General features: G+C 66.5%; 11 protein-coding genes. 2 read left to right on the top strand and 9 right to left on the bottom strand.

Features of this window, described 5'->3' with window-relative positions; translation table 11 throughout:
• Positions 1 to 7: 7 nt before the first annotated feature.
• Complete coding sequence (locus tag WJU17_RS14435; RefSeq protein ID WP_346328101.1) at positions 8 to 2,683, bottom strand: tetratricopeptide repeat protein; 2,676 nt, start codon at positions 2,681 to 2,683, stop codon at positions 8 to 10.
• 202 nt (positions 2,684 to 2,885) lie between these two features.
• Between WJU17_RS14435 and WJU17_RS14430 the strand changes: the two genes are divergently transcribed.
• Positions 2,886 to 5,897, top strand: a complete 3,012-nt coding sequence (locus WJU17_RS14430; protein ID WP_346328100.1) for an ATP-binding protein — start codon at positions 2,886 to 2,888, stop codon at positions 5,895 to 5,897.
• Between the two features lie 54 nt (positions 5,898 to 5,951).
• On the opposite strand, the gene WJU17_RS14425 is transcribed toward WJU17_RS14430, so the two are convergent.
• Complete coding sequence (locus tag WJU17_RS14425) at positions 5,952 to 6,233, bottom strand: hypothetical protein (protein ID WP_346328099.1); 282 nt, start codon at positions 6,231 to 6,233, stop codon at positions 5,952 to 5,954.
• Between the two features lie 288 nt (positions 6,234 to 6,521).
• On the opposite strand from WJU17_RS14425, the gene WJU17_RS14420 reads away from it, so the two are divergent.
• Positions 6,522 to 7,787, top strand: a complete 1,266-nt coding sequence (locus WJU17_RS14420; RefSeq protein WP_346328098.1) for an arylsulfotransferase family protein — start codon at positions 6,522 to 6,524, stop codon at positions 7,785 to 7,787.
• Here WJU17_RS14420 and WJU17_RS14415 read toward each other — a convergent pair.
• From WJU17_RS14415 to WJU17_RS14385, 7 genes are all read right to left on the bottom strand, one after another.
• Entirely contained in the window at positions 7,774 to 8,655 is an 882-nt protein-coding gene (locus tag WJU17_RS14415; protein WP_346328097.1) for an LLM class F420-dependent oxidoreductase, read from the bottom strand. The genes WJU17_RS14420 and WJU17_RS14415 overlap by 14 nt on opposite strands.
• A gap of 2 nt (positions 8,656 to 8,657) precedes the next feature.
• On the bottom strand, positions 8,658 to 9,194 hold the full coding sequence (locus tag WJU17_RS14410) for a nuclear transport factor 2 family protein (protein ID WP_346328096.1): 537 nt from the start codon (positions 9,192 to 9,194) through the stop codon (positions 8,658 to 8,660).
• Positions 9,195 to 9,335: 141 nt separating this feature from the next.
• The gene (locus WJU17_RS14405) at positions 9,336 to 9,986 is read right to left on the bottom strand and encodes an NrsF family protein (RefSeq protein ID WP_346328095.1); all 651 of its coding nucleotides are present in this window, start codon (positions 9,984 to 9,986) and stop codon (positions 9,336 to 9,338) included.
• The gene (locus tag WJU17_RS14400) at positions 9,979 to 10,662 is read right to left on the bottom strand and encodes an RNA polymerase sigma factor (protein WP_346328094.1); all 684 of its coding nucleotides are present in this window, start codon (positions 10,660 to 10,662) and stop codon (positions 9,979 to 9,981) included. Before WJU17_RS14400 ends, WJU17_RS14405 begins: the two co-directional genes overlap by 8 nt.
• Before the next feature lie 84 nt (positions 10,663 to 10,746).
• Positions 10,747 to 10,980, bottom strand: a complete 234-nt coding sequence (locus WJU17_RS14395; protein ID WP_346328093.1) for a hypothetical protein — start codon at positions 10,978 to 10,980, stop codon at positions 10,747 to 10,749.
• 282 nt (positions 10,981 to 11,262) lie between these two features.
• Positions 11,263 to 12,510, bottom strand: coding sequence for an FAD/NAD(P)-binding oxidoreductase (locus WJU17_RS14390; protein WP_346328092.1), 1,248 nt, complete (start codon positions 12,508 to 12,510; stop codon positions 11,263 to 11,265).
• Positions 12,507 to 12,848 carry a TIGR01244 family sulfur transferase gene (locus WJU17_RS14385; RefSeq protein ID WP_346328091.1) on the bottom strand — a complete coding sequence of 114 codons (342 nt, stop codon included), beginning with the start codon at positions 12,846 to 12,848 and terminating at the stop codon, positions 12,507 to 12,509. The genes WJU17_RS14390 and WJU17_RS14385 overlap by 4 nt, the downstream gene beginning before the upstream one ends.
• Between the last annotated feature and the right edge of the window lie 3 nt (positions 12,849 to 12,851).

Here is a 12,851-nt window from a genome sequence, read left to right as displayed (position 1 = left end):
GGCGCAGCTATTCGGCCATTCCGGAGGCGGATGACCCAGACGTCACCGCATGGGAATCGGCGATCCTCTGGCGCACCGCCAGGACCTGCTCCGCATCGAGGCGCTTTTCAAGAGCCTCGACCGCCGCTTCCGCCTGCGTCCGGACAGCGCCGGCCTTCAGCCGTTCCAGCGCCGATAGCAACCAGAACAGAGCCTCTTCGGCATCGGCCTGGCGTGAGGCGAGCGTGAGTCCGGCCTTCACCTGCGCGTCGAGATGACGGTTGGCGGCGGCCTTGCGGAACCATTCGAGCGCCTTGTCGGGATCAGCCGGAGTCCCTTCGCCGCGCGCATGCAGCATGCCCAGCGCATATTGTCCCGCCGCATTGCCCCGCTCCGCCGCCCTGCGGAACCAGTCGCGTGCCTCGGCAAGATCCCGCTCCACGCCGCGGCCGTAGTAATAGGCCTCGCCCAGCGCGGTGAGCGCCGTCCCGTTTCCCTGTTCACCGGCCAGCCGCAGATACCGAAGGGACTCGGCCAAATCCTTCGCCCCCCCCTCGCCCAGTTCGTACATGAGAGCGAGATTCCGGCTGGCCTCGCCATCGCCGTCGGCGGACGCGGCGGCGAACAGGCGGCGTGCCAATGCCGGATCGACCGGTCCGCCGAGACCTTCGCGGGCATATCTGGCGAGCCAGACGCGCGCGCTGCGCCAACCTTGGTCGGCCGAACGCTCGAACCAGCGCCGCGCCGCTTCCTGGTCTTGTCCCTCGCCGGGCTGGCCGAGGAACCGGCCCGTCCAGTACTGCGCCACGGCGACGCCGTTCTCGGCGGCCCGCCGGTAATCTTCCCGGGCCTGCGCCTCGTCACGTGGGCCGCCGGCGCCGGTCAGCCGCATATAGGCGAGATTAGCCAGCGCCTCCCAATTGTCCTGCTCGGCCGCCGCCGTGAACCAGCGCCTGGCCTCGACCGCGTCCACGGCCACGCCCTTGCCCGCGTAATAGGCGACGCCGGCGAGCCGCTGCGCGTCCGCGTTGCCCCGCTGCGCCGCCTTGAGGGCGGCCGCGAACGAGGCTTCGGCATCAGGACGGCCATAGGCAGGGTCGCCGAGCACCCGTGCCTGCAGATAGCCCGCTTCCGCCGATCCGAGGGCCGTCGCCGACTCCAGCAGTTCAATTGCCTTCGTCACCAAGGCCGCCATCTCGCCATCCCCCGCCTTGCGCGCCCGGGAGAGCAGGTCGCGCGCCTCGGCGATCCTGGCCTCCGCTTCGCCCAGCGGCGCGGCGCCGTTCATGGCCGCTGCCTGCAGGGCTTCGCCCGGCGATGTCATCGGCAGGATGCGCCCGGTCCGTCCGGCCGCTTCGATGGCCGAGACGTAATCGAGCGCCGATCGGGCTGAATCGACACCGCCCGCCGCCGCCTGTTCGAATAGCGCCCGAGCCTTGACGATATCGCGCGGCACGCCATCGCCTTTGAGATAGAGGGTACCGAGCGCGTATTGGGCGTCGTGGTGTCCGCTTCCCGCCGCCTTGCTGAAATAGCCAGCGGCACGCGGCGCGTCGGCCTCCACCCCATCGCCTCGCAGATACACGACCCCCGCGTTGTAGAGGCAGTCGAGCAGCCCCGATTCGGCGCATTTCTCCAGCCATTTCAGGGCGGTGGCCGGATCGGCCGGCGTTCCGACGCCCTCGAGGTAATAGCTGAAAAGCAGCATCTGGGCGTAGCCCGAGCCTTTTTCACCAGCTTTCCGCGCGAGATCGAGGGCCCTGGTTTCGTCCTTCTCGACGCCCTCGCCCTGGCTGTAGGCCACCGACATGAAGGCCTGGGCGTCCGGAAAGCCGCGGTCGGACGCCTTGCCGAACAGTTCGATGGCGCGTGCCGGATCCCTGTCACCGCCATCGCCGCGGAACAGCATCAGGCCGCCCAGATATTGCGCCTGCGGATTGCCCGCATCCGCCGCCTTGAGCAGCAGGGTGCGCGCACCGGCCTCGTCGCGCGGGATGAGATCTCCCTGCAGGCGAAGCTGGGCGAGCGAGACCATGCAAAGCTCCGAGCCTTCCTCGGCGGCGAGGGCGAAAGCGTCGGTCATGCGGCGGATGGCGGCCTCGTCCTTGACGGCTTCCTGATCGTAGTCGATCTGGGCCAGCACGCACAGGCCATCGGGCATGCCGCGTTCGTGCGAGAGCCGGAAATACGTCCGCGCCTCATCCAGGTTGGCGGGCACGCCCCAGCCATTCAGGGAATGCAGTCCGAGCTGGTAGAGCGCCATGGGAATCTGACCTTCGGCCGCCTTCTCGAACCAGCGCACCGCCTGGGCATGATCGACGCCGGTGCCCAGGCCGCGCTGATAGACACTGCCGAGAAAGGCGGCGGCCGTGCTGTCGCCCTGCTCCGCGGCCTTGAGGAGCCAGCCGAAGCCGGCTTCCGGATCGGCGGTGACGCCGATTCCGCGGTAATAGCTGAGGGCGACGCGCCACTGTGCATCGGCATCGCCGCGCTGCGCCTGGTCCAGCAGATCGGAGAAGGTCTTGAGGGTCAGCAGGTAGTCGCCATCGACGCCGCCACCGGCCAAGGGTTCGGCACCGCGCGCCGCGCCCGGCTCGATCAGGGTCATGTCGATGCGGGGCGCTTCGCCGACCGCGCCATGCGCCGCGGAAGACGCCACGACCATCAGCATCGCCGCCCCAAGCCCCATAAACCCCAATCGCACGTCAATCTCCTTCGCCTTGTCGCCTTATCAATGCACGAAGTGGCCCCTTGGGCACAATCCGGCGACTCAATAAGAACGCGAGCGACCAAGATGATCGCCGCATCACGCCAAAAAGGGTGTAGTATAATGATGGATCGGGCGCGGGAACGCCGACGGGCGAAGGGCACGGCGCATTGACGCCGGGTCTCACGAGGATTGAGGGTTGCCGAGGGGGCATCTGAAAGCATCTGTAAGGCTGCTGGTCGCGATTGTCGCGACCATCTCCGCAGTCCTGCTCGCGACCCACGCGATCCAGCTCTATCTGGACCGGGGCTGGGAAGCTGACAAGGCCCGTGACAGCCTGCGCAACATCGTTCAAGGCATCGCCAAACACACCGAGCAGACCCTGGGGACCACCGATCGCGGTCTGATCCGCTTTGCCGACGAATTGAGCACCGGCACAATCGGCGCCGACTCACCGCCCGGCGCGATCCACGAGACACTAGGGGCGGCGCGGAACGCCGCGCCGAGCGTGCTGGAGTTCTTCATCGTGGATGCCACGGGCCGGATCGCGCAGGCCTCCTACAGCCCGGTACCCGACCGGTTAAACCTCGCTCAGGAGCCACCCTTCGCGCCGCCTCCTGCGAGCGGTGACCGCCGCATCCGTGTCAGCCCGCCTCTCGTCGGGAAATTGGGCGAGGCCGTTGGCGAGCCGATCATCAGGGTCGCCCGTCCCGGGATGACCGCCGACGGACAGTTGCAGGGCTGGGCCGTGGGTACCATCGCCGTCGATCATTTCGCCTCGTTGTTCGAGTCCCTCAGCCTGACGCCCCGAACCGCCATCATGCTGTTCCGCGATGACGGCATACTGTTGGCGGAACGCGTCGGAGGCGCCTCCAGCCTTATCAATCCCGACATGCGGGAATCCTTGTTCAAGGAGCATGTAAAGGGCCGCGACTCCGGATGGTTCTGGACGGAGTCGGACGAAAACCAGACGCGGCACATGATGGTGTTCGCGCGCGTGCCCGGGCTTCCCATGGTCGTGGCGGCGGGTCTGCCGGAGAGCGAGGTGCTGGCGAACTGGACCTACAGGGCGCTGACCAGTTTCATCGTCGATCTGATTCTCCTGTCCCTGATGGCCGGTGCCACGGCCCTGGCCGTCCGCGCCCTGTCGCTGCGGCAGCAGGCGCAGGTCGACACCACGGATCGCCTGAACCGGCTGGCGAGTATCTCGGCCGAACTGGCCGCCGCCCGTAGCATCGACCACGTGCTGAACCGTGCCGCGGCAGCAGCCCGCGAACTGGTGCCGTGCCATCAGAGCGTGGTCAGCCTCACCATCGGGGACAGTTTCGCGCAGGCCATCCACACCGTCTCCCTCTCGGAAAAATACGCGGCGTGGCGCACCTATGACGAGCAATCGGATGGCTCGGGCATCTACCGGCTGGTTTGCCGCGATAACGCGCCGACCCGGCTGACCCAGGAGGAGTTGCTCGCGCATCCCGACTGGAAGGGATTTGGCGACGCGCGTGACCGTCACCCGCCCATGCGCGGATGGCTCGCGGTTCCGCTGATGGCCCAGACGGGCGAGAATCTCGGCCTGATCGGTCTTTCCGACCGCGATACCGGCGAGTTCGACGCCCAGGACGAGGCCCTGCTGGCGCAACTGGCCCGCACCGTGTCCATCGCGGTGGAGAACGTGAAGCTGCTGGGCGCGCGCACGGATGCGCTGGCGGCGACGGAAGCGGCGCGGGACGAGATTTCCCGCATCTTCGAGGCCATGTCGGACGGCGTTTATCATCTCGACGCGAACTGGCGGTATACCCACGTGAATCGCGCGGCCGAAGAGATGTTCGGCGTGAGCGAAGCCGAGGTGCTCGGCAAATCCATGTGGGAAGTCTTCCCCGACCTTTACGGGTCCGATGTCTGGACGCGTTTCCATCAGGCCGTCGAGCGCCGCGAACAGGTGACGTTCGAGAATTATTATGCGCCGCTCGACCGGTTTCACATGATCCGGCTCTTTCCCGGTTCCTCGGGACTGACGGTCTATACCAGCGATATCACCCAGCGCATGAAGGCCGAACAGCAGCTGCGCCAGGCCCAGAAGATGGAAGCGGTCGGCCAGTTGACCGGCGGTGTCGCCCATGATTTCAACAATCTGCTGACCGTGATCATGGGCAACGCCGACCTGCTTGTCGAGGAAGTGCGCGAAAACGACCGCCTGCGCATGGTGGCGGAGATGATCCAGACGGCCGCCGAACGCGGCGCGGACCTGACCCACCGACTGCTGGCATTCTCGCGCCGGCAACCGCTCGCGCCGAAAATCATCGACGTCAACCAGCTGATCACGGGCCTCGAAGCCCTGTTGCGGCGGACGTTGAACGAAAGTATCGACCTGGAGATCGTCCGCGGCGCCGGCCTGTGGCGCGCGGTGGTCGATGGCTCGCAACTGGAAAGCGCGCTGCTCAATATCGCCATCAACGCCCGCGATGCGATGGGAGAGGGTGGCAAGCTCACCATCGAAACCGCCAATGCGCGGCTGGACAATTCCTATGCGCTCGACAATGACGAGGTCAAACCCGGCCAGTATGTGATGGTCGCGCTGTCAGACACGGGCGAAGGCATGGAGGCCAAGGTGCTGGAGCGGGCCTTCGACCCCTTCTTCACGACCAAGCCCGTTGGCAAGGGGAGCGGCCTTGGCCTGAGCATGGTCTACGGATTTGCCAAACAGTCGGGCGGTCATGTGAAGCTCTACAGCGAGCCCGGCTACGGCACCACCGTGAAACTCTATCTCCCGCGCGCGCTCGACCGGCATATCGCGGTCGAAGCCGCCCGACCGGACGCCGAGCTGTCACCACATGGGCAGGAGCGGATCGCGCTGGTCGAGGACGAGGCGCTGGTGCGTCAGTTCGCCGAGATGAACCTTCGCCATCTGGGCTATGAGGTGACCGCTTTCGCAACGGGCCCCGACCTGCTGGCAGCCATGGATCAGGGCCTGGCCTTCGATCTTCTGTTCACCGACATCGTGTTGCCGGGCGGCATGAACGGCCGCCAGATCGCCGAAGAAGTGTTGCGCCGTGCGCCGGGAACGCGTGTCCTCTATTCGTCAGGGTACACCGATAACGCGATCGTCCATCACGGACGGCTGGATGATGGCGTCAACCTGCTGAACAAGCCGTTCCGCAAGACCGAGATGGCGCAGAAGGTCCGCGCCGTACTTGACGGACGGGACCTTTAGCGCCCGACCGGCATTGCCGATGGGCTCACGGTTGCGTCAAACCTGCCCGCCTCGTCAATCGCGGCGCCAGTAACCGCGCCCGTCGCGGCGATCGCGGTCACGGTAGCCACTGCGGTCATACCGGTCATGGCGGTCGTACCGATCATGCCGATCCTTGTGATAGCCGCCATGATGATAGCCATCGCGGTAATACCCATGGCCGTGGCCATAGCCGCCATGCCCGCTGCATGCGGCCAGCCCCAGAACACCGGCCGCCACCACACCTATCAAGGCACGCCGTGCCCAGGGACTCGAGCTCACTGGAATTGATTTGTCATCATTTTCCGATGAATTCATGATTCTTCCTTTCAGTTTTCTCCGTATGCGTCGAGACAAGACCTGATCTCGAAACGAGATTTATTGTCAGGGGTTCCCGCACAAGCGATCGGTCAGCTTGAATCACGCATGGTTCACACCAAGGGATTTCCTCTGTCGCATGCAACGGACGAGAGATACTTGAGAATATTTGACGGACCGTGAATGTCGCCTGAACGAGAAAGCGGGCCCAATACGGTGGATAAGGCCGTTGCGGCACAGTAAGTCTAGAAGACGCTGGCTGCCCAGCCGCACCGAAAGGATATCGCCGTGCCCAAGAAAATCCTGATCGCAGGAGGAGTCGCCGCCATCATCGCGGCCGGGCTTGCCGCGTTTGTCTGGATCCTCCCCATGGATGGGCTCCTGAATCGGGTCCCCGATGCCACCGAGCAGCGCACCGACATCGCCGATCCCGTGACAAGCGACCACTGGCGCGATGCCACCCGCGCCGAAAGGCTGGTCACCGTCTGGGACCCGCGCAATGCCGAGCGGGGCTTTACCCTTTATACGTCGGGCCATGCGGCGACGGCGCAGCTGGTCACCATGATCGGCCACCCCATGCACGAATGGACCTTGCCCTACAGCGCCGCGGCGGCGGGCGGAAACGCCGCTGTCGCTCAGCCCCAGCCGGACTCACTCGTGTTCCTGCGCAAGGCGCGGATGTTCCCCAATGGCGACCTGATCGGCCTGTACGAAGCGGCGGGACATACACCGCCGGGCTATGGTCTGGTGAAGGTCGACAAAAACTCCGGGATAATCTGGGCCTATCTCCAGCGCGTGCACAGCGACTTCGACCTGGCGCCCGATGGCCGCGTCTTCGTGCTCGCCGAGGACTTCCTCAAGGAAGACGACAAGCCTGTCATCCTGGAGAGTTACCTGACCATCCTGACACCGGACGGCCGGGAAGCGGCGAAACTGTCTTTGTCCGACGCCTTCGAGGCCTCACCATTCAGCGGTTTGCTCGCGCCGTCGCGGAGCGCCGCGCCGCGCGCCACCAGCATCGACGTGATCGACGACGCCGAGGCCACGGGGCTTTTCGAAGGCCGAGCCGGTCAGGCGCTGTTGTCCTTTCCCGATCTCGGCGTTCTGGCGGTGATCGACCCGGCCAGCGGCCAGATCACCTGGGCCGCGAGAGGCGCCTGGAACGGCCAGTATGACGCCAGCATCGTCGCCGATGGGCACATTCTGATCTTCGACAATCGGGGCGAGGCGGGGGACGGCAAGGCGTCGCGCGTCCTCGAGATCGATCCGGTGACCATGACGACCGTGTGGAGTTACACCGCGCGGCCCGGACAGACGCCGTTCGCCAGCGCCACGCGCGGCTCGGCCGAGCGGCTGCCCGGCGGCAACACGCTGATCACCGAAGCCGATGGCGGCCGGCTTTTCGAGGTGGACAGATCCGGTACGGTGGTATGGGAGTTCACCAACCCGGTGCGCGGCGCGCAGGGAGATGCCCGGATTCCCGTCGTCACCTCGGGCCAGCGGATCGAGCTTTACTGGCTGGACGCCGACTTCCGAGGGTTCACACGACCATAGGCGTTGTCTGACCGGCATCGATCCGATGGCGCACCTCGGCCATGAAGTCGATATGCGCCTGCGCGGTGGTGAAGCCCTTGCCCATGGTGTGGACGGTCGCGTGGGTGCCCCCCAGATCGCGCCAGCGATTCAGCGTGTCGATGGTCTCGTCCACATCCCTGGCGCGGATCAGCACCAGATCGAGACCGAACCCTTCCTCGCTGCGACCGGACTCAGCCAGATGATGCCGGACCCGTGCCAGTCCTTCCCGCGCATGATCGATATCGCCGGCGAAGATGTAACCGTCGCCCAGCCGCCCGCCGCGCCGGAATGCCGGTTCGGTGAAGCCGCCGACCCAGATCGGGATCTGGCGCTTGGGACGCGGCAGGATATTGCCCTTGTCGATACGGTCGAAGCGCCCCTCGAACGTAACGAGAGGCTCGCTCCAGAGCCGGCGCAGGAAGGGAATCTGCTCGTCGGCGCGGGCGCCGCGGGTCTCGAAATCCTGCCCCAGCGCGTGATATTCCACATAGTTCCAGCCGGTCCCGATCCCCAGGCGCAGCCGCTGGTGGGACAGCAGGTCCACGTCGGCGGCCTGCTGGGCAACCAGCACGGTCTGGCGCTGCGGCAGGATCAGGACCCCCGTCGCTAACTCGATGCGCTTGGTGATGCCGGCCAAAAACCCGAACATCACGAACGGATCATGAAAGGGATGAAGCTCGGTATAAGGTCCCCACAGCTTGGGTTCGCGGTCGTGGGACGCACCGACCACATGATCGAACACCAGCAGATGATTGTAGCCCAGCGCCTCGGTCGCCAGGCCGATCTCGCGCACCGCGTCGGGATCGCCCTGCAATTCGGTTTGCGGATAAACGACGCCGATCTTCATGGTCACTCACTCCCGATGGGTGGCAAAAGGGCATAGGACAGGTCACTGGTGTCCCGCGTACCCTGCAGTGGGCGCTGGCCGGGCGTGCCCGGATAGAGGATGCCGCTAAGATCGCGACTGGCGACCGGGACCACGGTGCCGAGGTCGGTGACGTAGGTCCGGCCTGAAATACGCCAGCGCCCGTCACGGCGTTGCCAGCGGTCAAGATAGCGGCCATGGCCGACGAGGTCGACCAGCTCGCCCTTGTCGTTCATGCGCAGCGTCACGTGAACCATGGCCTCGCTGGCGGCATCGTCCGCGCCCTTGAAATCGACAAGGATATTGGTCACCCGGTGCGTGTGGCACACCATGGACGCATGCACCGGCCAGAGCCATTCGACGAACCCGGCGGCCGAGCCGTTGAACAGGCTGCTGTATTCCAGATGGGCGTCGGGCCAGAAACAGTCCAGCGACAGCGGCGCATCCATCCGGTCCATGGAACGGCAATAGCGGTAGAGGGTCTCGTGAATTTCGAGCGTGTCATCGGCGCGGCCGGCCATCTGGTTCTCCCCTGGTGCACGCCCGCGATCCTGCATGGATTTCTGCCGGGCATCCTTGAAGCGTGTTTCAATATTGACCGGACGAACCATGCCCCGGCAATACCAAAAGGCTCCCGCACTACCGATGGCGTTGCCTGTCCGTCAACGGGTCAGGGGTCGCCTGCCCCAAAGGGCCGTGGCCGCGACGACGATCGCCACGCCGAGCGCATGCAGGGCGAGATCGGTGGCCGCCGCGTCGAACGGATGGACGAAGTTCAGCAGGGTGGCCGCGGCGGCGGCGCAGGCAAGGCCGGCGACGCCTGCTGTCAGCGCGGGATGCAGCGGCCAGGCGCGGCGCAGCATAATGGTGATCAGGATCGCCAGCGGCAGCGACAGGCCGACAATGAACATCAGGCACTCGCCGGATTCACCGTGCGCCATCGGACCGGTCCCCGGCGCAGGCCACACGCGCAGGCATCCCAGCCCGCTGGCCCCGATCCAGAGCACAAATGCCGGCACGGGCAGCAGCGCCCAGCGGCGGCGGCTTCCCGGCGTCGAAAGCTCGAACGCGGCCCAGCCCGCCAGCACGGCGGTGGACGCCGAGCCCAAGGCACTCAGCCACAAATCCGGAACGGCGGCCAGCCGCGCCAGCGTGGCCGCCCCGTCGGCGACCATCGCGAGAACGGCGGCGATGGCGAGCACAACCGAGAACCAGCCCAGGGCACGCAGGCCAGGCGCGCGCAGCCGCCTGACCGGCGTCAGGTCGGCGCCCAGCTCACGCAGCAGCCGATCATGTTCGGACGGGTCAGTCATGCCGCTGTTCCTCGCCCTTCAGCCGGGCCTGCAAGCTGCGCAAGGCACGGTGCAGATTTACCTTCAGCGCGCCCGTGGTCCGCCCGGTCACCGCCGACGCTTCCGTCAGCGACCGCCCGTGCAGCGACAGTTGTTCCACCGCCTCGCGCTGGCCCTCCGGCAGCGTGACGATCGCCGCGCGCAGGCGCCGGTCCTCGTCATGCCGATCAACGGTTTGGACGGCATCTGGCGTGGGATCGACGTGGGCGTCATAGGCGACAGGATCGTGGACCTCGCGCGCGCGGCGCCGGCCCTGGCCGCGCAGCGCGTCGATCGCCCGCCGGTCGGCGATGGTCCGCAACCAGGCCATGAAGGACCGCGAGGGATCATAGGTATGCCGGGCGCGGTGCAGGGTGACCAGGGTTTCCTGCACCACGTCGTCGATGCTGTCGGGCGGCACACCGCGCCCGCGCGCGATCATGGCCACCACGGGCAGGCACTCGCGCAGCAGGGCCTCATAAGCGCCGCGATCACCAGCCTGCGCCGCGGCCATCAGACCCGCGCGCCGCGCGTCGGCGGCGCGCGCCACTTCCTGTCTCGCCTCATCCACCCGCGGCGCCCCTGTCGCCCGAGAGGCGGTTTCGCCTCGTTCCGGGACGTTCAGGTCAACGCCTGCGACGGCAAAGGTCAAGCTCATTCCCCATTCCTCCAGCGGCGCTTCCGCTGTCATCTCCATTCGCCCGGGAATGGCCCGAGGTTACAGAGAGGGGAGTTTTTTCTGCTAGGCCCGGCCGGCTGGAACCGAAATGGGCGACATCTCGATGGTGCGGTCGATCACACCGTCGACGATGTCGTGGATATCTTCCCGATCCATGCCGAGCTGGGCGAGGCCACTGGCGCTGTACTGCAGGAAGGCGCCAGCGGTCGCGACTTCCGAAATGCCGCGCGCCTTCATTTCACGATAGGCCGCCCGGCACACTTCGCGGGCGATCTCCTGCAAGTCGTCTTTCATCATGTCGGCCATATGATCCTCGTTAGCTGGTCGATCCGGGCGCCTTGCAGGCCGTTCGGCGCCATATGGCACGACGAGCGCGCCGTGCCGCTGCAAAGCACACGCCCCTCGATGCCAGTGATTTGAACGGGCAGGACCGTGGCCGCTCCGATGCCGCGCGATCACGCGCGGCACGGAAATGCGGCAACAACCACCGCCGGTAGCCCCCACCACCGCCTCGTCCCCATGATTACACGCTGAGCGTGTGGAAATCACCGGCATTCTGCATGGCGGGAGACCCGCGCCCTACCGCCGCCGCGCCGGTGCCACGAGCCATTCACGGCCCTTCAGCATGGCGTGCCAGTAGATGGGCGGCAGCAGCTTTTCCTTGAGGAACCAGGACAGCCGGCTGGGGCGCGTGCCGTCGATGAACCAGCGGGGGAAGGACGGCATCAGCTTGCCGCCATACCCGAATTCCGCCAGCACGATCCGGCCCCGCTCGACCGTGAGCGGGCACGAGCCATAGCCGTCATAGATCGCGTCCGGATCGTGGCCGTCGAGAACGGCGAGAGCGTTGAGCGCGACGACCGGCGCCTGCTTGCGCGCGGCCGCGGCCGTCTTGGCGTTGGGCGCGCTGCAGCCGTCGCCCAGCCCGAACACGTTGGCGAAGCGGCGATGCCGCAGGGTTTCCTGATCCACATCGACGAAACCGGCGGCATCCGCCAACGGACTGCGGGCAATGAACGACGGTGCCACCTGGGGCGGGCAGACATGCAGCATGTCGAAGGCGACGGTGCGCTCGACCGCCGTGCCATCGGCCATCTTGTCCAGGAATGTTGCCTGTCTCGCGGGCCCATCGACCGCGATCAGACGGGATTCGAGACACAGGTGCACGCCATAGCGCGCGATGTAGTCCTCGAGCGCCAGAACGTAGTCCTTCACCCCGAACAGCACCGCGCCCGCCGTATGAAACGCGACGGTCATGCCGTCCAGCACGCCAGAGCGGCGCCAGTGATCGCAGGACAGGTACATGGCTTTCTGAGGCGCGCCGGCGCATTTGATCGGCATGGGCGGCTGGGTGAACAGCGCGGTCGCGCCGTCGCCCAGCTGTCGCACCAGCTGCCAGGTATAGGGCGCATGGTCGCGGTGATAGTTGGACGTCACGCCATTACGGCCGAGGGTTTCGGCCAGCCCCGGAATCGCATCCCAATCAAGGGCGATGCCCGGCGCGGCGATCAGCACCTTGTAGGCGATCCGCCTGCCGTCATTGAGCACCACCAGATTCTGGTTGGGCTGAAAGCTCGACGCCGCCTGCCACAGCCAACGGGCACCCTTCGGGATCACCTCCGCCATGGGACGGCTGGTCTGCGCGAGATCGAAGACGCCGCCGCCCACTAGGGTCCAGCCGGGCTGATAGTAGTGAGTCTGGCAGGGTTCGATGATGGCGATGTCGGCGCGGGGGCGCCGGCGCAGAATGCTGGCCGCCACCGAAATACCGGCCGCGCCGCCGCCGACGATGACGATGTCGTGGCTGGTCCGCTCCGTGCCGTTCATGAACGCGCCGCTTGGGACAGGGTCCAGAGCGACGCCGAACGCGCGCCGCTGCGGCAATAGGCGACCACCGGGCCGGGCAGCGTGCCCAGCACTTCCGAAAAGCGCCCCACCAGATCGGGCGCGGGCTGTTGGCCCGGCGTCACGGGCAGATGGGCGTAGGCGAGACCGGCCTGTTCCGCCGCCGCGCGCATCACGGCATCGCCGGGCTGTCCGGCTTCCTCGCCATCGGGGCGATTGTTGATGATGGCGCGAACGCCCTGACCCGCCAGGATTGTCAGGTCCTCGGGCCGGAGCTGGGGCGAGACCGAGAAGTCGGCCGAGAGTGGCTTCAGGTTCATTGA

The sequence above is a fragment of the Iodidimonas sp. SYSU 1G8 genome, from assembly GCF_039655775.1.
Taxonomy (GTDB): domain Bacteria; phylum Pseudomonadota; class Alphaproteobacteria; order SMXS01; family SMXS01; genus RI-34.
Note: the sequence above shows the minus strand (reverse complement) of the source record. Positions and strands in the feature narration are given on the sequence as shown.